Annotated in this window: 16 protein-coding genes; 6 read left to right on the top strand and 10 right to left on the bottom strand. The window is 70.6% G+C overall.

The genetic code is table 11. The features are described from left to right. The 6 genes from ACRDPS_RS20640 to ACRDPS_RS20665 all read left to right on the top strand — a co-directional run. Window positions 1–720: cytochrome P450 (locus ACRDPS_RS20640; RefSeq protein ID WP_431503538.1), on the top strand; the 720-nt coding region annotated here is incomplete at its 5' end. Then, a complete protein-coding gene (locus ACRDPS_RS20645) occupies window positions 717–2,300 on the top strand; it encodes a succinic semialdehyde dehydrogenase (RefSeq protein WP_431503539.1) in 1,584 nt (527 codons plus the stop codon). The genes ACRDPS_RS20640 and ACRDPS_RS20645, both read left to right, overlap by 4 nt. Continuing rightward, window positions 2,297–3,841, top strand: a complete 1,545-nt coding sequence (locus tag ACRDPS_RS20650; RefSeq protein WP_431503540.1) for a class I adenylate-forming enzyme family protein — start codon at window positions 2,297–2,299, stop codon at window positions 3,839–3,841. The genes ACRDPS_RS20645 and ACRDPS_RS20650 overlap by 4 nt, the downstream gene beginning before the upstream one ends. Further along, window positions 3,838–4,668 (top strand): SDR family oxidoreductase, encoded by an 831-nt coding sequence (locus ACRDPS_RS20655; protein ID WP_431503541.1) that lies wholly within the window; start codon window positions 3,838–3,840, stop codon window positions 4,666–4,668. The genes ACRDPS_RS20650 and ACRDPS_RS20655 overlap by 4 nt, the downstream gene beginning before the upstream one ends. 183 nt (window positions 4,669–4,851) lie before the next feature. Then, a complete protein-coding gene (locus ACRDPS_RS20660; protein WP_431503542.1) occupies window positions 4,852–9,588 on the top strand; it encodes an Lhr family ATP-dependent helicase in 4,737 nt (1,578 codons plus the stop codon). Continuing rightward, complete coding sequence (locus tag ACRDPS_RS20665; protein ID WP_431503543.1) at window positions 9,581–10,333, top strand: DNA-formamidopyrimidine glycosylase family protein; 753 nt, start codon at window positions 9,581–9,583, stop codon at window positions 10,331–10,333. Before ACRDPS_RS20660 ends, ACRDPS_RS20665 begins: the two co-directional genes overlap by 8 nt. A gap of 9 nt (window positions 10,334–10,342) precedes the next feature. Here ACRDPS_RS20665 and ACRDPS_RS20670 read toward each other — a convergent pair whose 3' ends face one another. The 10 genes from ACRDPS_RS20670 to ACRDPS_RS20715 form a co-directional block, all read right to left on the bottom strand. Continuing rightward, window positions 10,343–10,543 carry a hypothetical protein gene (locus tag ACRDPS_RS20670; protein WP_431503544.1) on the bottom strand — a complete coding sequence of 67 codons (201 nt, stop codon included), beginning with the start codon at window positions 10,541–10,543 and terminating at the stop codon, window positions 10,343–10,345. Window positions 10,544–10,614: 71 nt separating this feature from the next. After that, window positions 10,615–10,905 carry a helix-turn-helix domain-containing protein gene (locus tag ACRDPS_RS20675; RefSeq protein WP_431503545.1) on the bottom strand — a complete coding sequence of 97 codons (291 nt, stop codon included), beginning with the start codon at window positions 10,903–10,905 and terminating at the stop codon, window positions 10,615–10,617. A gap of 61 nt (window positions 10,906–10,966) precedes the next feature. Then, the gene (locus ACRDPS_RS20680; RefSeq protein WP_431503546.1) at window positions 10,967–11,452 is read right to left on the bottom strand and encodes a CinA family protein; all 486 of its coding nucleotides are present in this window, start codon (window positions 11,450–11,452) and stop codon (window positions 10,967–10,969) included. Window positions 11,453–11,568: 116 nt separating this feature from the next. Next, window positions 11,569–13,551, bottom strand: coding sequence for an ExeM/NucH family extracellular endonuclease (locus tag ACRDPS_RS20685; RefSeq protein WP_431503547.1), 1,983 nt, complete (start codon window positions 13,549–13,551; stop codon window positions 11,569–11,571). Window positions 13,552–13,715: 164 nt separating this feature from the next. Continuing rightward, window positions 13,716–14,360, bottom strand: a complete 645-nt coding sequence (pgsA, locus tag ACRDPS_RS20690) for a CDP-diacylglycerol--glycerol-3-phosphate 3-phosphatidyltransferase (protein ID WP_431503548.1) — start codon at window positions 14,358–14,360, stop codon at window positions 13,716–13,718. Window positions 14,361–14,370: 10 nt separating this feature from the next. Beyond that, the gene (rimO, locus tag ACRDPS_RS20695; RefSeq protein ID WP_431503559.1) at window positions 14,371–15,786 is read right to left on the bottom strand and encodes a 30S ribosomal protein S12 methylthiotransferase RimO; all 1,416 of its coding nucleotides are present in this window, start codon (window positions 15,784–15,786) and stop codon (window positions 14,371–14,373) included. A 113-nt stretch (window positions 15,787–15,899) separates the two neighbouring features. Next, the gene (locus ACRDPS_RS20700) at window positions 15,900–16,319 is read right to left on the bottom strand and encodes a universal stress protein (RefSeq protein ID WP_431503549.1); all 420 of its coding nucleotides are present in this window, start codon (window positions 16,317–16,319) and stop codon (window positions 15,900–15,902) included. Continuing rightward, entirely contained in the window at window positions 16,319–17,842 is a 1,524-nt protein-coding gene (locus ACRDPS_RS20705) for a tripartite tricarboxylate transporter permease (RefSeq protein ID WP_431503550.1), read from the bottom strand. Before ACRDPS_RS20705 ends, ACRDPS_RS20700 begins: the two co-directional genes overlap by 1 nt. 13 nt (window positions 17,843–17,855) lie before the next feature. After that, complete coding sequence (locus tag ACRDPS_RS20710) at window positions 17,856–18,404, bottom strand: tripartite tricarboxylate transporter TctB family protein (protein WP_431503551.1); 549 nt, start codon at window positions 18,402–18,404, stop codon at window positions 17,856–17,858. Beyond that, the gene (locus ACRDPS_RS20715; RefSeq protein ID WP_431503552.1) at window positions 18,401–19,354 is read right to left on the bottom strand and encodes a Bug family tripartite tricarboxylate transporter substrate binding protein; all 954 of its coding nucleotides are present in this window, start codon (window positions 19,352–19,354) and stop codon (window positions 18,401–18,403) included. The genes ACRDPS_RS20710 and ACRDPS_RS20715 overlap by 4 nt, the downstream gene beginning before the upstream one ends. Between the last annotated feature and the right edge of the window lie 113 nt (window positions 19,355–19,467).

Here is a 19,467-nt window from a genome sequence, read left to right on the forward strand (position 1 = left end):
CGTCACTATCTCCCCGCCAGACGGGCCGAGCAGACCGGCGACATCTTCTCGGTGCTGTGCCACATCGAGACCGAGGACGGCGAGCGGTTCAGCGACGAGGACGTCATCAACCACATGATCTTCTTGATGATGGCCGCGCACGACACCTCGACCATCACCACCTCGACGATGCTCCAGTATCTCGGCCAGCATCCCGAGTGGCAGCAGCGCTGCCGCGAGGAGTCGCTGACACTGGGTCCGGCGCCGACGATGGCCGAGATCGAGAGCCTGCAGAGCCTGGACCTGGTCATGAAGGAGGCGCTGCGGCTGCGCGCTCCGGTGCCGGCCCTGATGCGGCGTACGGTCAAGGAGACCGACCTCCTCGGTGTCCGCATCCCGGAGGACACGGCGGTCATGGTCGGGGTCCAGTTCAGCCACATGATGGAGGCCTACTGGACCAACCCGACCGTCTTCGACCCCGAGCGCTTCGGCCCGGAGCGACGCGAGGACAAGAGCCATCGGATGGCGTGGGAGCCGTTCGGCGGCGGGGTGCACAAGTGCATCGGCCTCTACTTCGCCGGGCTGGAGATCAAGTCGATCCTGCATCGGCTGCTGCGAAACCACCGGTGGAGCGTCGCTCCCGCCTACCGAGCACCCCTGGACAACAGCTCGCTGCCCTTCCCCAAAGACGGCAACCCGATCAGTCTGACCCGCCTCCCGACCCCCGAAGGATCCCGATGACTGTTGAAGCGATCACGACCGTACGTCCCGCCTGGGTCGACGAGGCCAGGCTCGCCTCCTGGACCCGATGGGTGGCCTGCCCGGTCTCCGGCGGCGACGGGACGCTGACCGCGACGGCCCCGTACGACGCGCAGCCGACCGCACCGGTCCCCTCGGTCACGGCCGAGGACGTGGCCGAGGCCGCCGCCGAGGCACGAGCGGCCCAGCCCGACTGGGCCACGCTGCCCTTCCAGGACCGTGCCCAGGTCATGCTCGCCTTCCACGACCTGCTGGTCGAGCGGCAGGACGAGGTGCTCGACCTGATCCAGTGGGAGATGGGCAAGGCCCGGTTCCACGCCTGGCAGGAGATCCTGCAGGTCGGCACCATCGCCCGCCACTACGCCCGGCGCGGCCCGAGCTATCTGGCCGATCACAAGGTCCGGGGCGCCCTTCCCGCCCTCACGGCCGTGAAGGAGGTGCGGGTGCCGAAGAAGGTCGTCGGGATCATCTCGCCGTGGAACTATCCGCTCTATCTGGGCATCGGCGACACCATCCCGGCCCTCCTCGCCGGCACCAGCGTGATCAGCAAGGCCGACCCGCAGGCGCCGCTCACGCTGCTGTGGGCGCGGGCGCTGATGGCCGAGGCCGGTCTGCCCGAGCACGTCTGGCAGGTCGTCACCGGACCGGGCGCCGCCACCGGAGAGGCACTCATCGACAACGTCGACTACATCGCCTTCACCGGCTCGACGGCCACAGGAAGGATCGTGGCCCAGCGGGCCGCCGGCCGGCTCATCGGCGCCTCCCTCGAGCTCGGCGGTAAGAACCCGCTCATCGTCCGGCGCGACGCCGATCTCGCGCAGGCCGCTCGCGGCACCGTGATGGCGGCGTTCGCCAACACCGGGCAGATGTGCGTCCACATCGAGCGCGTGGTGGTGCACGAGGCCGTCTACGACGCCTTCCGCCAGGCCCTGGTCGCCGAGACCGAGGGCCAGGTCGTCGCGCAGGCCTTCGACTATTCGGTCGACGTCGGCTCCCTGGCCTCGCAGGCACAGCTCGACAAGGTCACCGCCCACGTCACCGACGCGGTCGCGAAGGGCGCGACCGTGCTGGCGGGAGGTGAACCGATGCCCGAGGTCGGGCCGTACGCCTTCGCACCGACGGTCCTGGAAGGCGTCACCGACGAGATGGATCTGTGCCTGGGCGAGACCTTCGGTCCGGTCCTCGCGCTCTACCGCGCCGGCAGCGACGAGGAGGCGGTCCGGATCGCCAACCAGGGCGAGGCCGGGCTCTCGGCGAGCGTGTTCAGCAAGAACGTACGCGAGGCCGACATGATCGCCCGCCGGATCCGTGCGGGCGCGGTGAACATCAACGACGGCGCCGCGCTCGCGGCCGGGAGCATCGAGGCCGGGATGGGCGGCATGGGCTCGAGCGGGCTGGGCAGGCGGCACGGGGCCGACGGGATCCGGAAGTTCACCGATGCCCAGACCGTCGCCACCTCCCGGATGGGTCCGATCGGGCCGTTCAAGGGGCAGACGATCGAGAAGTTCGTGCGGCTCGGTAACGGACAGCTCAAGGCGCTGCGGAAGATCGGGATGCGATGAGCGAGCGTACGCAGCCGGGACCGCACAACCTCGCCGTGCTCGCCGAGCAGTGGCACGAGCGGATCGGCGACTATCCGATGATCCACTTCGAGGGCGTCTGGCACTCCTCTGCGGACATCGTGGACCGGGCAGCCCGCGTCGCCGGCGGGATCCGGGGGCTCGGGATCGAGCCTGGCGACCGGGTCGTGGTCCTGACCATGAACACCCCGGAGGTGTACGTCACCTATCACGCGCTGTGGCGCTGCGGTGCGGTCGTGACGCCGGTGATCTTCCTGCAGACCCCGCCGGAGCTGCGCCACATCCTGGAGGACTCCGGCGCGAAGGCGGCCGTGGTCACCCCCGAGCTGCTGCCGCTGATCCAGGCGGCGAGCGAGGGCCTGGACCTGACGGTGATCGTCGCGGGTGAGGTGCCCACCGACGCGGACGTGGTTGCGTACGAGACTCTGGAGGTCGCCGACCCGATCCCCATCGAGCCACGGGCCGACGACGACCTGGCCGCGCTGCTCTACACCGGCGGCACGACGGGCCGCTCGAAGGGCGTCATGCTCAGCCATCGCGGGCTGTGGGAGTCGGGCAACGCGCTCCGTGTCGTCGCCGAGAAGGCGGAGACGACACGGTCGCTGCTGCCGCTGCCGTTGTCCCACGCGTACGGCCTGATCGTGGTCATCGCCGCGCTCCACTCGAAACGCGCGCAGTCGGCGGTGCTGCAGCGCTGGTTCGACGCCGAGGGCTGGCTCGAGGCGGTTCAGGAGCACCGGCTGGAGTCGAGCTCGGTGGTGCCCTCGATGCTGCAGATGCTTCTCGAGCAGCCCCACCAGGACTATGACCTGAGCTCGCTGCGGTTCATCGGCAGCGGCGGCGCACCGCTGCTGCCGGCCCTGCGCGCGCGGGCCGAGGAGGCGTTCGGCGCCTCGATCATGGAGGGGTACGGCCTCACCGAGTCGAGCGCCGTCCTGGCCGCCTCGACCGTCGAGGAGAGCCGGCCCGGCAGTGTCGGGAAGCCGCTCCCCCATGCCGAGGTCGTCATCGCCGGGCCCGACGGCTCCCCGCTCCCCGCCGGAGAGTCGGGCGAGATCCGGGCGCGCGGGCCGGGCGTGATGATGGGCTACTGGAACTCCCCCGAGCAGACCGCCGCCACCGTCGTCGACGGCTGGCTGCACACCGGCGATGTCGGGCACTTCGACGAGGACGGCTATCTCTACGTCGACGACCGGATCAAGGACCTGATCATCCGCGGCGGGTTCAACGTCTTCCCGCGCGACGTCGAGGACGCGCTGCTCGCACACCCGGCCGTCTCGGCGGCCGCGGTCGTCGGGCGGCCGGACGAGAAGAGCGGGGAGGAGGTCGTCGCGGTCGTCTCGCTCCACCCCGGTGCCGCCGTCGACTCCGAGGAGCTGCTGGCCTTCGCCAGGACCCGGCTCGCCGCCCACAAGTACCCGCGCGAGGTGCTGATCCTCGACGCCGTGCCGGTCACCAGCGTGGGCAAGACCGACAGGAAAGCCGTACGCAGCATCGTCCGCACCACCGAAGGAGAGTCATGACACGCCAGATCGAGGGGATGTCCGTCATCGTCACCGGGGGTGCCCGCGGCATCGGGCGCGCCACCGTCGAGCGGCTCGCCCGCGCCGGTGCCACGGTGGCCGTCGGCGACCTGGACCCCGACCTCGCCGCGGAGGCGACATCCGCGTTCGGGGGCCGGGTGGTGGCTGCTCATCTGGACGTCACCGATCCCGCCTCGTGGCGTGGTTTTCTCGACTCTGTCGCAGGCCTGGGGCCGTGGGACGCGCTGGTCAACAACGCCGGGATCATGCCGCTCGGGTCGGTACTCGAGGAGGAGGACGCGCTCACCCGCGCGATCTTCGACGTCAACGTGCACGGTCCGATCAACGGGATCAAGGCGATCGCGCCGGCGATGGTCGAACGGGGCCGGGGACACATCGTCAACGTCGCCTCGGCCGTCGGGCGGGTGCCAGTCCCGGACGCGGCGACCTACTCGGCCTCGAAGTTCGCGGTGGTCGGCTTCTCCGAGGCGCTGCGGATGGAGCTGGCGCCGTCCGGCGTCGACGTGTCACTCATCCTGCCGGCCGTGGTGCAGACCGAGCTCGCCGACGGAGTGCCGGCGGCGAAGGGGATGAAGCCGGTCACCGCCGACGACGTCGCCGCGGCGATCGAGTCGGTCCTGATCACCCCTCGCCCGGAGACCTGGGTGCCCAGCTGGGCCCAGACCCTGACCAAGGTCACCCAGGCGATGCCGCGCCGGTTCCAGGACTTCGTCGACCGGGCCACCAACGCCTCCCAGCTGCTCGCCGGCGTCGACCCGGCCGCGCGGGCGGCGTACGAGGAAAGGGTGCGGCGCAACGTACGTTAGCGGTGCTGGCGGCGGGAGCATTTTCCCGCCATGGCGCGGAAATACCGGCATGTCGGTCCTGATCCCCCGGCATTTTCCCGCCATGGCGGGAAAATGCCGCGACGACGTGCGCGGCGTCAGTTGGCTCAGTCGGCCGACGTACGCCTCCGGGTTTCTGTCGGTGGTCGGTGACAGGATGTGGGGGTGGCACTGGAGGGGTTCAGCGAAGCGACACGTACGTGGTTCGCCGCTGCCTTCGCCGCGCCCACCGCCGCTCAGGCCGGCGCCTGGGAGGCGATCGGGGCGGGGCGCAACGCGCTCGTCGTGGCGCCTACCGGATCCGGGAAGACCCTCTCGGCGTTTCTGTGGTCGATCGACAAGCTGCTGACCGAGCCCGTGCCCGAGAAGAAGCGGCGGTGCCGGGTCCTCTACATCTCCCCGCTCAAGGCGCTCGGGGTGGACGTGGAACGCAACCTGCGCAGCCCCCTGGTGGGGATCCGGCAGACCGCCGAACGGCTGGGGATCGAGGCGCCGGAGGTGCGCGTCGGGGTGCGGTCCGGCGACACGACCGCGGCCGACCGGCGCAGGCTGACCACCACTCCCCCCGACGTCTTGATCACCACGCCCGAGTCGCTGTTCCTGATGCTCACCAGCCAGGCCCGCGAGATCCTGCGTGGCGTCGAGACGGTGATCGTCGACGAGGTCCACGCCGTGGCCGCGACCAAGCGTGGCGCCCACCTGGCGCTGACCCTGGAGCGGCTCGACGCGCTCCTCGACAAGCCCGCTCAGCGGATCGGGCTCTCGGCGACCGTACGTCCGCTGGAGGAGGTCGCGCGCTACCTCGGCGGCGCCCAGCCCGTCGAGATCGTCGCGCCGCCGGCGGAGAAGCGTTGGGACCTGAGCGTCGTCGTGCCGGTCGAGGACATGACCGCGCCGAGCGCCTACGGCGAGGAGGAGGACGACGACCCGCAGCGGGCCTCCTCGATCTGGCCCCACGTCGAGGAGCACGTCGCCGACCTGGTCACCGCCCATCGCTCCACCATCGTCTTCGCGAACTCCCGCCGGATCGCGGAACGGCTGACCGCCCGGCTCAACGAGATCGCCTCGGACCGGGTCTTCCAGACCGACCCACCGGAGCCTCCGGTGGTCGAGCCTGTCGAGATGACCACCCGACCCGGAGCTCCTCCGGCGCAGGTGATGGCGCAGTCGGGGCAGTCGTACGGCGCGGCCCAGGTCATCGCCAAGGCCCACCACGGCAGCGTGTCGAAGGAACAGCGGGCGCTGATCGAGGACGACCTCAAGTCCGGCCGTCTGCCGGCGGTGGTCGCCACCTCCAGCCTCGAGCTCGGCATCGACATGGGCGCGGTCGACCTGGTGGTCCAGATCGAGTCGCCGCCGAGCGTCGCCTCCGCACTCCAGCGCGTCGGGCGAGCCGGTCACCAGGTCGGCGAGGTCTCCCGCGGCGTACTCTTCCCCAAGCATCGCGGTGACCTCGCCCAAACAGCGGTTTCTGTCCAGCGGATGCGCGCCGGCCTGATCGAGTCGATGAGCCTCCCGGCCAACCCGCTCGACGTCCTCGCCCAGCAGATCGTCGCGGCCACGGCCTTGGAGTCCTGGGACGTCGAGGAGCTGTTCACGCTGGTCAGAAGGACGGCGTCGTACGCCGCCCTCCCCCGCTCCGCCTACGACGCGACGCTCGATCTGCTCGCCGGACGCTACCCGAGCGAGGAGTTCGCCGAGCTGCGCCCGCGCATCGTGTGGGACCGGGTCGCCGGGACCGTGACTGGGCGTCCGGGAGCGCAGCGGCTGGCCGTCACCAGCGGCGGCACCATCCCCGACCGTGGCCTCTTCGGCGTCTTTCTCGCCGGCGAGGGTTCAGGGCGCCGGGTAGGCGAGCTCGACGAGGAGATGGTCTACGAGTCACGGGTCGGCGACGTCTTCGCGTTGGGTGCGACGTCATGGCGGATCGAGGACATCACCCACGACCGGGTGCTGGTGACCCCGGCTCCCGGGATCCCTGGGCGGCTGCCGTTCTGGAAAGGCGACTCGCTGGGTCGTCCGGCCGAGCTCGGTGAGGCCGTCGGCGCCTACGCCCGCGAGCTCGCCGCGCTGCCCGCGAAGAAGGCGGAGGCGCGGGCGCAGGAGGACGGCCTGGACGCCTACGCGGCCGCCAACCTGGTCACCTACCTGCACGAACAGGCCGAGGCCACCAACATCCTCCCCTCCGACAGCAACCTCGTCGTCGAGCGGTTCCGTGACGAGCTGGGCGACTGGCGGCTGGTGGTCCACTCTCCCTACGGCCGCCCCGTCCACGCACCGTGGGCGCTGGCGATCAACGCACGGATCCGGGAGCGCTACGGGGTCGACGGACAGGCGATCGACAGCGACGACGGCATCGTGATCCGGCTTCCCGACACCGATGCCGAGGCCCCGACCGGCGAGATCATCGTCTTCGAGCCCGACGAGATCGAGGACCTGGTCACCACCGAGGTCGGCGGATCAGCGCTCTTCGCCAGCCGGTTCCGCGAGTGCGCGGCGCGAGCTCTGCTGCTTCCCCGGCGGGATCCCGGCCGCCGCTCGCCGTTGTGGCAGCAGCGCCAGCGCTCGGCCGCGCTGCTGGAGGTCGCCTCCCAGTATCCGAGCTTCCCGATCATCCTCGAGGCCGTACGCGAGTGCCTCCGCGACGTCTACGACCTTCCCTCCCTCGTCGGCCTCCTCAAGCGCATCGAGCGCCGAGAGATCTCGATCGTCGACGTCTCCACCCAGTCCCCGTCGCCCTATGCGCAGTCCCTGCTCTTCGGCTACGTCGCCCAGTTCCTCTACGAAGGCGACTCACCGCTCGCCGAGCGCCGCGCCGCCGCCCTCACCCTCGACCAGGGTCTCCTCGCAGAGCTCCTCGGCCGCGCCGAGCTCCGCGAGCTCCTCGACCCCGAGGTCCTCGCCGAGGTCGAGTCCGAGCTCCAACGCCTCGCGCCGACCCGGCGGGCTCGTGGCGCCGAGGGAATCACCGACCTCATCCGCACCATCGGCCCACTGACCCTCGCCGAGATCGCCGCCCGAACCCGAACCACCCCCGCCGAGAAGTCACCTCTGCAGGCCGAGAAGTCACCGGGTGACCTCTCGGCCGACATAAGTGACCTCTCGGCCGACGCAAGTGACCTCTCGGCCGACGGGGGTGACCTCTCGGCCGACATAAGTGACGTCTCGGCGATGGTGGAGGGGTTGGCGGCGACTCGGCGGGTGGTTGAGGTCCGGGTGGCCGGTGAGGCCCGGTGGGCGGTCGTCGAGGATGTGGCCAGGCTGAGGGACGGGCTGGGGGTGGCGGTGCCGCCGGGCGTACCGTCCGCGTTCACCGAGCCCGTCGAGGACCCGGTCGGTGACCTGGTCTCGCGCTTTGCCCGTTCACACGGTCCGTTCACGGCAGCCGACGTGGCGGCACGGCTGGGGTTGGGCGAGGCGGTCGTACGTCACGCACTGGGTCGGCTCTCGGCCCGCGGCCGGGTGCTCGACGGCGAGTTCCGGCCCGGCGGGAGCGGGCTGGAGTGGTGCGATGCGGAGGTCCTTCGCATGCTGCGCCGGCGATCCCTCGCCCGCCTACGCAAGGAGGTGGAGCCCGTCGAGCCGGCAGCGCTGGGCAGGTTCCTCCCGGCGTGGCAGAAGACGTCCGTACGCAAGGGGGCGCTGCGCGGGGTCGACGGCGTCCTGAGCGTCGTCGACCAGCTGGCCGGCTGCCCGGTGCCGGCCAGCGCGCTGGAGAGCCTGATAATGCCCGCGCGAGTGGTGGACTACGAGCCGGCGTTCCTCGACGAGCTGACCTCCGGCGGCGAGGTGCTCTGGGCCGGCCACGGCACCCTGCCCGGCACCGACGGCTGGGTCTCGCTGCACCCGGCCGACACCGCCGAGCTGACCCTGCCGCCACCCGCCGAGATGCCGCCGGGACCGCTTGCCGAGCAGCTGCTCGACGCCCTGAAGCCCGGCGGCGCCTGGTTCTTCCACCAGCTCGCCCGGACGATGGCAGCCGACACCGACCAGAAGCCGAGCGACGCCGATCTGAGCGCAGCCCTGTGGGAGCTGGTCTGGTCGGGACGGGTCAGCAACGACACCCTGCTCCCGCTGCGCGCGCTGACCCGGTCCGGTACGCCTTCACACCGATCGAGACGACCACCTCCGCGTGCCCGCGGCGGGCGTTACGCCGGCGCCGTGCGGATGCCGGCCAGAGCCAGTCTCCCGGAGACGGCCGGGCGCTGGACGATCCTTCCCGAGCCCGACCCGGACCCGACCAAGCGCGCCCACGCGGCGGCCGAGCGGCTGCTCGAACGCCATGGCGTGGTCACCCGCGGCGCCGTCCAGTCGGAGCGTACGCCGGGTGGGTTCGCCGCCGTCTACAAGGTGCTCAGTGCCTTCGAGGAGTCCGGCCGGGCCCGGCGGGGCTACTTCGTCGAGGGCCTGGGCGCGGCCCAGTTCGGCACGGCGGGCTCGGTCGACCGGCTGCGTACGTTCTCCCGGGTCGAGCCGAGCGACAAACCGGTCGCCCTCGCGCTCGCCGCCACCGACCCGGCCAACCCCTACGGTGCGGCGCTCCCCTGGCCGGTCTCGACCGGCCCGACCCCGGACTCCGCCGGTCATCGTCCAGGTCGCAAGGCCGGCGCGATCGTGGTGCTCGTCGACGGCGAGCTCGCGATGTACGTCGAGCGCGGCGGCCGTACGCTGCTGACCTGGTCCGAGGACCCCAACCTCCTCGAGCCCGGCGCCGCGGCACTCGCCGATGCGGTCAGGCGCGGAGCCCTCGGCCGTCTCACCGTCGAGAAGGCCGACGGGGCACCGCTGCTCGGCTCCGGCGAGACCCCGCTGCGCCAGGCACTGACCTACGCCGGCTTCATCGCCACGCCGCGAGGCCTGCGCCTCACCTCCCGCGGCTCCACCTCGCAGGGCCATGCCTGAGGGCGACGCCGTGCTCCGTACGGCCCGCGCGCTCGACAAGGGACTGGCCGGGCAGGTTCTGACGCGTACGGACTTCCGGGTCCCGCAGCTGGCCACGGTCGACCTCTCCGGCGGCACCGTCGTCACGACCACGACGCGCGGCAAGCACCTACTGACCAGGATCGACCACCGCTCCGGCGAGTGGACGCTGCACACCCACCTGAAGATGGAAGGCTCCTGGCGGGTCCTCGAGGCCGGCCGGCGCTGGCCGAAGCCCGGCTTCCAGGCACGGGTGGTGCTCCGCTCCGAGACGACCGAGGCCGTCGGCTTCCTCCTCGGCACCGTCGAGCTGCTCCGACGCGACCAGGAGCAGGCAGCCTTCGCACACCTCGGCCCCGACATCCTCGCCGACACCTGGGACCCCGACGAAGCCCTCCGACGTCTCCGGCAACACCCCGACAGCACCCTCTTCGAGGCACTGCGCGACCAGACCAACCTGGCCGGGATCGGCACGATCTACGCCGCGGAGACCTGCTTCATCGCGGGAATCAGTCCGTTGCGTACGGTCGCGGACGCCAGCGAGCGGCTCCCCGCCATGTTGCGGCGCACCCGCGAGCTGATGCACGCCGAGTGGTCACGCTCGCGCCGGATGTGGGTCTACGGCCGCAGGGCCTGTCGCCGCTGCGGCAGCACCGTGACCGTGGCCAGGGTCGGCCCGCCGGGCCGGGAGCGGCCCGCCTATCTGTGCCCTTCGTGCCAGCGCTGATCATCTCGATCACGCCCGGCCGTGCAGCATCAACCCGACCCGGACCTTGGCGATGCGCAGCCGGGTGTCCTTGATGCTGCGTGCGACGTGGACCCTCTCGCCCGGCGTGACGGCGGTGAGCTCCTCGCGCAGGATGCTCAGCGTCTCCTCGAGCCCGAAGAGCTGAGCTTCGAGCAGATCCGCCGCCGTTGAGAGTTCCTCGTGTCCCACATCACCCAAGGAGAGCGCGGCGCTCGCTCAGATACCCACCTGGGCAGAGGACCCCAAAACTGGGGAGAGAATCAGGCGGCAGCCACGTCGTCGGCGGCGGCGCGGACCGGCATCGGGAGGATGGTGGCCTCTTCGACGGCGACTGCGTTGGAGACGTCGCGAAGCACGTCGGAGAGCGCCACGTCGAGGGCGCTGCACAGCGACGCGAGCAGCTCGGAGGAGGCTTCCTTCTGACCACGCTCGATCTCGGAGATGTAACCAAGGCTGACTCGTGCCTCCGCGGAGACCTCGCGCAGGGTCATTCCGCGCTCGAGCCGCTGGGCACGAAGCACGTCGCCGAGAAGTCGACGGAAGAGCACCATTGCGGTCAGCCTCCTTATTGGTCACAAGCCACCGACATCTCGGTGACGTCCTGCTCTAACGCTACCTGACCCCTCGAACTTCCCGCCGAAGTAGTCCGAGGAGTTCATCGACAGCGAACAAACAGGTATCACGCTGAATCTCCGCACGCGAGCCCGACAGACCAAGTCGCGCAGTTGTTTCACCGTGCGGACCGGAAATGCCGAGATACACCGTCCCGACGGGCCTCCCCTCCTGCTGATCGGGCCCGGCCACGCCGGTGGTGGAGAGCGCGTACGTCGCGCCCGATCGCTCCCGCGCACCCGCGGCCATCGCCGCCGCGCACTCCGCAGAAACCACGCCGGCGGTCTCGATCACCGAGACGGGGACACCCAGCAGGGTGTGCTTGAGCTCGGTCGCGTACGTCACGAAGCCCCCGCGAAACGTCTTCGAGGCCCCCGCTGGTTCGGTGAGCAGAGCGGCCAGGCGCCCGGCGGTCAGCGATTCGGCGGTCGCAACGGTCGCGCCGGCCTCCCGCAGAGCGGCGTGAAGGTCCTCGACGACTGCCATGGAAAGAAACCTAGCCGACGGCCCACCCGCCGAGTCGGCCCGTCCTGCCCCAGATCAATGCCGAGTCGGCTCGTCGTAACGAGCCGACTCGGCACATTGCTTGGCACAGACCGGTGCTAGCCGCCGTTGCGTTTCAGGCCGACGACGACGGGGTCGTGGTCGGAGGAACGGAACGGGGAGTCGGTGTGCAGGTCGGCACCGGTGTAGTTGTAGCGGCTGTACTCGAAGAGCACGGACTCACCCGAGTTGATCCCCCAGATGTCGGAGCCGGTGAAGCGGCGCTGGGCGTGCCGGTTGAGCAGCACGTGGTCGAGCGAGCCGACCAGACCGGAGAAGGAGTAGCTGTACTCCTCGTTTCCGCTCAGCGTCTCCGAGTCGGCGTAGCCGGCCTCGTAGAGGACCTGCATCGGGTCCTCCTGGGTGTAGGAGTTGAAGTCGCCGGCCAGCGCGACGTCGGCGATCCCGGTCTCGGACCTGATCGAGGAGACCCACGAGACCAGCGCGGTCGCCTGGCGCACCCGCGACTCGTTGGAGGCACCCTGGCCGTCGCCGGAGTCCTCGTCACCCGGCCACGGACCGGGCGAGCCCTTCGACTTGAAGTGGTTGACCACGAAGAGGAACGGCGCGCCGCCGCCGGCGGGCTTGAAGACCTGGCCGATCGGCTCACGGGCGTTGCCGAAGGCCTGGTCGTCGCCGCTCTGGTCACCCAGCGCACGCGCCTTGCCGAGCGGACGCACCGCCGAGCGCTTGTAGATGATCGCGTTGGTGATCACATCGGAGCCGGACGCGTCGGGAAGCTCGGCCGAGGACGGGTTGGCCGTCCAGACCTTGTGTCCGGCGGCCGCGTTGAGCGCGGCGACCAGCGACATGGTCGCCTCGTCGGGTCGCTCCCCCATGCGCGCGGAGTTCTCGATCTCCATCAGGCCGACCACGTCGGCGTCGAGGGCGTTGATCGCGGAGACGATCTTCGCCTGCTGGCGACCGAGGTCGGCCGGGTCCCAGGCGCCGCGCTGGTCGCAACCGCTCCTGACGTTGTTGCCGTCGCCGTCCCGGTCCTTGTAGGCGGTGCAGCCACCGTCACCGACGTTGTCGTCGTCGGCGTCGCCCAGCGTGGTGAAGTAGTTGAGCACGTTGAAGGAGGCGATCTTCACGTCGGCGCGCCGGCCGATCTTGCTCTCGTCCGGGGCGTCACTGCGTACGTCACCGAAGTCGGCCGCCCACGAGCCCGGGTCAGCGGTGGCGACCTGGGTCGGCTGGAGACGGTAGGTCGGCGACGACGGCGAGCCGCCCTCGGAGAGGATCACCGGGCCGCGGAAGTCGACGGAGGCACCGACCACGACGGGCGCGGTGTTGGAGACGTAGGGAATCGTGCGGCTCGTCGGCGGGCGCAGCGTGGCCGACGAGCCGTCGTCGAGCACGATCGAGCGAGCGGCGTTGTCCGCCTCGACCGCCGCGGCCTCATCCGAGCCCGGGCGGGCGACCTCGGTCGGCTGGAGCAGCGGGCGGTCGCCTTGGGCGAGTCCCAGCTCGCCGTAGTTCTCGACCCCGTAGGTGTTGCTCACCGTGAAGTCGCCCTGCGGCGCGAGCAGCATCCCCTCCAGCGACTCCTTCTGCGCGGCGGTGGCCGGCCACTGCGATACGACCGGGTCGATGGACCCGGTGCCGTCGGTGACGATGTCGCCGGCCGCGGCCACCGAGACCTCGGTCAGCCCGGCGTACTCGGTCACCTCGCCGGTCACCGTCACCACGTCACCGGGCTCGACGGTCACCGCGCCGGCGGAGCGGGGCTGGTAGACGAAGACCGCGTCGGAGGCGTCGTGCGCACCCAGATCGAGCGACCCGCCCGAGCCCGGGGTCTGCAGGTAGAACCCGAAGAAACCACCCGAGGGGTACGCGGCGGTGACGATGCCGCTCGTGGTCACCGTCTCGCCGTCGAGCGGACTGGAGGTCCCGGTGCCCTGGATGTCGGCGATCGCGACGGCCTCGGCCGTCGTGGCGGCGCCGGCGGTCGGGATGGCGGCCGCGCTGATTCCGGTGACGGCGGTGACGGCGGCCGTCAGGCCTACCACCGAGCCAAGCACCTGACGTGCTGAGAACATTGATGAACTCCCCGCGTGGAAGGTAGAAGACGGTGGGCGGTCTGCCCGATTCAGCACCGACCGAAACCACGCGACCATAACTCGGCGAACACCGTCGTGGCGGGGATCTGCGGTGAACGTCGGGTAACGGAGTTACAACTACCCGAAATTTAGCCGTACGTCCCTCAGGAAGCGGTGCCGCGCAGCGCGCCGCGCTGCTTCCACACGCTGTGGAAGAACTGGCCGCCCGACCACATCGTCAGCGCGACCGCGACCGCGAGGCAGGCCTGGAAGGCGTAGAAGAGCAGCTCCCACACCAGAGCGTCGCCGAACGCGCCGCCGTGAGCGGTACCGTGCGGGAGGGGCAGCAGCAGGCCGCCGAGCGCGACCGCCTGCACGGTGGTCTTGATCTTGCCGAGCTGGTCGGCCGCGATCACGATCTTCCTCAGGACCGAGAGCCGCAGCAGCGTGACGCTCCACTCGCGCAGCAGCACGATGATCGTGACCCACCACCACACGTCGCCGACGATCGAGAGCCCGATGAGGGCCATCCCGGTGACCGCCTTGTCGGCGATCGGGTCGGCGATCTTGCCGAAGTCGGTGACCAGGTTGTGCTTGCGCGCCAGGTCGCCGTCGATCTTGTCGGTGATCATCGCGAGCGCGAAGATCACGAACGAGACCCAGCGCAGGGTCGGGTTGTCGCCGCCGTCGGCGAGCAGCGTCCAGGCGAAGAACGGCACCGCGATGATCCGCAGCGTGGTCAGCGCGTTGGGTACGTTCCAGTTGCTCGTCTTCTGGTCAGGGCTGCCGACACCGGCACTCTCGTTCACGGGCCGCACCCTAGCCGTTCACCGACGCGACCAGGTCAACGCCTTCGGAGGCGATGACGGTCGCGTGCACGAGATCACCAGGACGTACGTCCTCGACGTCACCTTCGAGCGAGGTCATCCCGTCGACCTCGGGCCCCTGGTGAGCGGCTCGGCCGAGGTATTCACCGTCGGCGATCTCCTCGACGAGCACGACGACCTGCTCGCCGATCCGCTCCTCGGCGCGCTGAGCGGTGAGCTCCTCGACGAGCTCGTTGACGTGCTCGACGCGGGCGCGGACCTCGTCCTCGTCGAGCTTGAGCGCGTCGTCGAAGGCCGCCGCCTCGGTGCCCTCCTCGTCGGAGTAGCCGAAGACGCCGGTGACGTCCATGCGGGCCTCGACCAGGAAGTCGGTGAGGATCTCGAGGTCCTCCTCGGTCTCGCCGGGGAAGCCGACGATGACGTTGGAGCGGACACCGGCGGTGGGAGCGTACGCCCTGATCTGGCTCAGCAGCCCCAGGAAGCTCTCCGGGTCGCCGAACCGCTTCATCCGTCGCAGCACCGCGTTGGAGGCGTGCTGGAAGCTCAGGTCGAAGTAGGGCATCACGCCTGGTGTGGTGGCGATGACCTTCAGCAGGTCGGGCCGGGTCTCGGCGGGCTGCAGGTAGGAGACCCGCACCCGCTCGATGCCGTCGACGCTCGCCAGCTCGGGCAACAGCGTCTCGAGGAGCCTGATGTCGCCGAGGTCCTTGCCGTAGGAGGTGGAGTTCTCCGAGACCAGGAAGAGCTCCTTGACGCCCTCCTGGGCCAGCCACTGGGCCTCGTGGAGCACGTCGGAGGGCCGCCGCGAGACGAAGGAGCCGCGGAACTGCGGGATCGCGCAGAAGGTGCAGCGCCGGTCGCAGCCGCTCGCCAGCTTCAGGGGCGCCCAGGGAGCGTCGTCGAGCCGCGTACGTCCGGCGAAGCCGGGCACCTGGTCGACGGCCGCCATGCCGGGCACCGAGATCGTGGCGGCGTCACGTTCCACCGGCGAGATCGCCAGCAGCTTGCGCCGGTCCTGGGGCGTGTGCGGGTGATGGGTCTCGCCGGCGACGATCGAGCGGAGCTTGGCGGCGATGTCGGGGTAGTCGTCGAAACCGAGCACGGCGTCGGCCTCGGGGAGCTCGGCGGCCAGGTCCTTGCCGTAGCGCTCGGCCATGCAGCCGACCGCCACCACGGCCTGCGCCTTGCCGCCGTTGTTGGCCGAGGCCTTCAGGTCGGCCGCCTCGAGCAGCGTGTCGACCGAGTCCTTCTTCGCCTGCTCGACGAACCCGCAGGTGTTCACCACGACGGTGTCGGCCTGGTCGGGGTCGGCGACGAGCCGGAACCCACCGGCGGTCAGCCGTCCGGCGAGCTCCTCGGAGTCCACCTCGTTGCGGGTGCACCCGAGGGTCACCATCGCGACCGACAGGAGCGGCTGGTCGGTCGGGGTGGTCGGGTGCGAGGGTTCGGTGGCAGTGCTCATCACCGTGAAGTATGACGCGCGTACGCCCCGGAGACCGAACCCTCGCGCCGGAGACCCGGTCAGTCGGGGACCGAGCCCGGCTTCACCGACAGCACGGGACAGGCCGCGGCGAGCAGGATCCGTTGGGCGACGCTGCCCATCAGCAGCTTGCCCACGGGCGTACGCCTGCGCAGGCCGACCACGATCAGCCTGGCGTCGAGCTGCTCGGCCGCGTCCAGGACCGCCCCGCCGACGTCCGGGTCGATGGACTGGCGGATCTCGTGGGGCCGGCCGGAGTCGGCGAGCCGACGCTCCAGCTCGGCCAGCTGGTCGTCGAAGGCGTAGCGGTCGTCGACCAGGGCGTCGCCCTTCGAGGCGTTGACGACCACGACGCCACGGTCGCGTCGCTCGGCGTCGGCGAGGGCCCAGTCCAGCGCCACCGCGCCGTACTCGTCGGGCGCCCAGGCCACGATCACCCAGCCACCTGCGGGAATGCTCATCAGTTCACCAGCTCCTTCTCGTCATCGACGGTGGCCGACTTCTCCACCCGTGCCCGGGTCCGCGCGATGAGCGGGCGGCCCAGGATGAACAGCGCGATCAGGACGTAGATGATCACCGCCAGCGGCTCGTTCAGCAGCCCACCGTAGTCACCGCCGGAGATCGTCAGCGCCTCGCGCAGCTTGGTCTCCATGAGGGGGCCCAGGATGACGCCGAGGATCAGCGGCAGCACCGGCAGACCGAAGCGGCGCATCATCAGCCCGAGCAGGCCGAAGGCGACCAGCAGGCCGATATCGAACGGGTCCAGGTTGGTGGCGTACGCCCCGAGGCAGGCGAAGAACAGGATGCCCGCGTAGAGCTGCGGACGCGGGATCCGCAGGAGTCGCGCCCACAGCGGCGCCAACGGCAGGTTGAGCACCAGCAGCAGGGTGTTGCCGATCAGCAGGCTGGCCAGCAGCGTCCACACCAGGTCGGCGTGGTCGGTCATCAGCTGCGGACCCGGCGTGATGCCGTAGCCCTGCAGCGCCGAGAGCATCACCGCGGCGGTGGCCGTCACCGGCAGGCCGAGGGCGAGCATCGGCACGAACATCCCGGCGGCCGAGGCGTTGTTGGCCGCCTCGGGTCCGGCCACGCCCTCGATGGCGCCGCGGCCGAAGTCGCCTCGCTTGGAGAGCTTCCGCTCGGTCAGGTAGGAGAGGAAGGTCGGGAGCTCGGCCCCACCGGCCGGCAGCGCGCCGAACGGGAACCCGAAGACGGTGCCGCGCAGCCACGGCTTCCAGGAGCGACCCCAGTCATCACGCGACAGCCAGGGACGGCCGACCGGGATCACGTGCGCCGGCTTCCGGCGGAGGTGCGCGGCGACCCACAGTGCCTCACCGAGGGCGAAGATGCCGACCGCGATGACGACGATGTCGAGCCGGTCGACGAGCTGGGTCACCCCGAAGGTGAGCCGCGGCTGGCCGGTGTTGAGGTCGAGACCGACCAGACCGATGGTCAGGCCGAGGAACAGCGCCGCGAACCCGCGCAGGGCCGAGGTGCCGAGCACCGTCGTGGTCATGACCAGGGCCAGGACCATCAGCGCGAAGTACGACGGCGCACCCAGCTCCACGGCCACATCGGCCAGCGCCGGCGAGAAGAACGCCACCAGGATGGTGCCGATCGTGCCGGCGAAGAACGAGCCGACCGCGGCGGTCGCCAGTGCTTGCGCGCCACGCCCCGCCCGGGCCATCTTGTTGCCCTCCAGCGCCGTCATCACCGAGGCGGACTCCCCCGGTGTGTTCAGCAGGATGGAGGTGGTGGAGCCGCCGTACATGCCTCCGTAGTAGAGGCCGGCGAACATGATGAACGCGCTGGTCGGCTCGAGCCGGTACGTCACGGGCAGCAGCAGCGCGATGGCCATCGCCGGCCCGATGCCGGGCAGGACGCCGACGAAGGTGCCCAGCAGCACGCCGATGGCGGCGTAGAGCAGGTTCATCGGGGTCAGGGCGGACTCGAGTCCACCCATGAGCAGTTCGAAGTTCTCCATCAGTCGATCCCTCTCACAGGATTCCGTCGAGCACGCCGGGGGTGAGCGGGATGCCCAGACCGACGTGGAAGGCGTACCAGCTGCCGATCGCCAGGACGAGGCCCACGAGGACGTCTCGAACCAGCGTGCGGCTGCCGAGGGACCAGGCGGCGCCGGCGAACAGCACGGCGCCGGAGATCGCCCACCCGAGCAGGTTGACGGTGGCCACGGTGAACAGCAGCACCGCGACCAGCTTGAGGACCGTCAGCCAGTCGGCCGACGACGTCAGGTCGACGTCCTCGCCCTCCTCGGGCTCCGGCTGGGAGCCGCGGGAGGTGGCGACCGCCAGCAGCGCACCGACCAGGAGGAGGCCGGCGCCGATGACGTACGGGAAGACTCGCGGGCCGACCGGGTCGGCGAAGCCGACCTCGAGGCGGGCGGCGTCGAAGATCGTGTACGCGCCGACGACGATCATGAACGCGGCCAGACCGTACTGGCCGAGGTCGACCCGGCGCGCGGTGCTCTTCTCCCCCGCCGGCTCGGCGGGTTGGGTGTCGTGGCCAGTCACATCAGATCCAGTCACAGCAGATCCAGCTCCTTCAAGGTCGTGGCGACGCGCTGGTCCTGCTCGACCAGCAGATCGTCGAAGTCGTCGCCGGTCACGAAGGCGTCGGTCCAGCCGTTGTCCTTCAGCGCCTGCTGCCACTGCTCGGAGTCGTGCATGCGGGTGAGCAGGTCGATCAGCTCCTGGCGACGCTTCTCGCTGATGCCCGGAGGGGCGAGCACGCCGCGCCAGTTGAGGAAGACCAGGTCGATGCCGCTCTCGGTCAGCGTGGGCGCGTCGGCGAAGGAGCCGGTGGCGCGCTCTTCGCCGGAGGTGGCCAGGACCCGGAGCTCGCCGGCCTCCACCTGCCCCTCGAACTCGGCGAGGCCGGAGAAGCCGACCTCGATCTTGTTGCCGAGCAGCGCGCTGGTGAGCGGACCACCACCGTCGTACGTGACGTACTTGACCTTCTTCGGGTCGATGCCGGCCGCCTTGGCCAGCTGCATCGGGAAGAGGTGGTCGGGACCGCCGGGCGAGGAGCCGCCACCGACGACCACGGAGGACGGGTCCTTGCGCCAGGCCTCGACCAGGTCGTCGATCGTCTTGAACGGCGAGTCGGCAGGTACGAGCACGCCCTCCTGCTCCTCGATGAGCTGGGCGATCGGGGTGGCGTTCTGGGGACGCGCGTCCACGCCGAAGGAGTAGGTGGAGCCGACGACGCCGAGACCGATCGTCATCAGCAGGTTGCCGTTGCCCTCCTCGCTCATCAGGCGCGACATCGCGACGGAGCCGCCCGCGCCCAGGATGTTGGTCACCTGGATGTCGCCGCCGGTCAGCTTGTCGCGGTCGAGGACACCCACCGCGGCACGGCCGGTCTGGTCGTAGCCGCCGCCGGGGCTGTTCGGGATCCACATGTCGAGGTCTCGCGACTCCTCGCCACGGGTCACGCCGCAGGCCGACGCGGCGGCCAGCAGACAGGTCGCGAGCACGACGGCTAGGCCGCGGCCCAGGGCACGGGTGCGGCGTATGCTCGCTGCCCGACTCGATTGCCTCTGCTGCCTCGGCAGCGGCGGCTGGCTCGGATCGGGCGGGGACTGCGATG

Source organism: Nocardioides sp., assembly GCF_050699375.1.
GTDB lineage: Bacteria > Actinomycetota > Actinomycetes > Propionibacteriales > Nocardioidaceae > Nocardioides.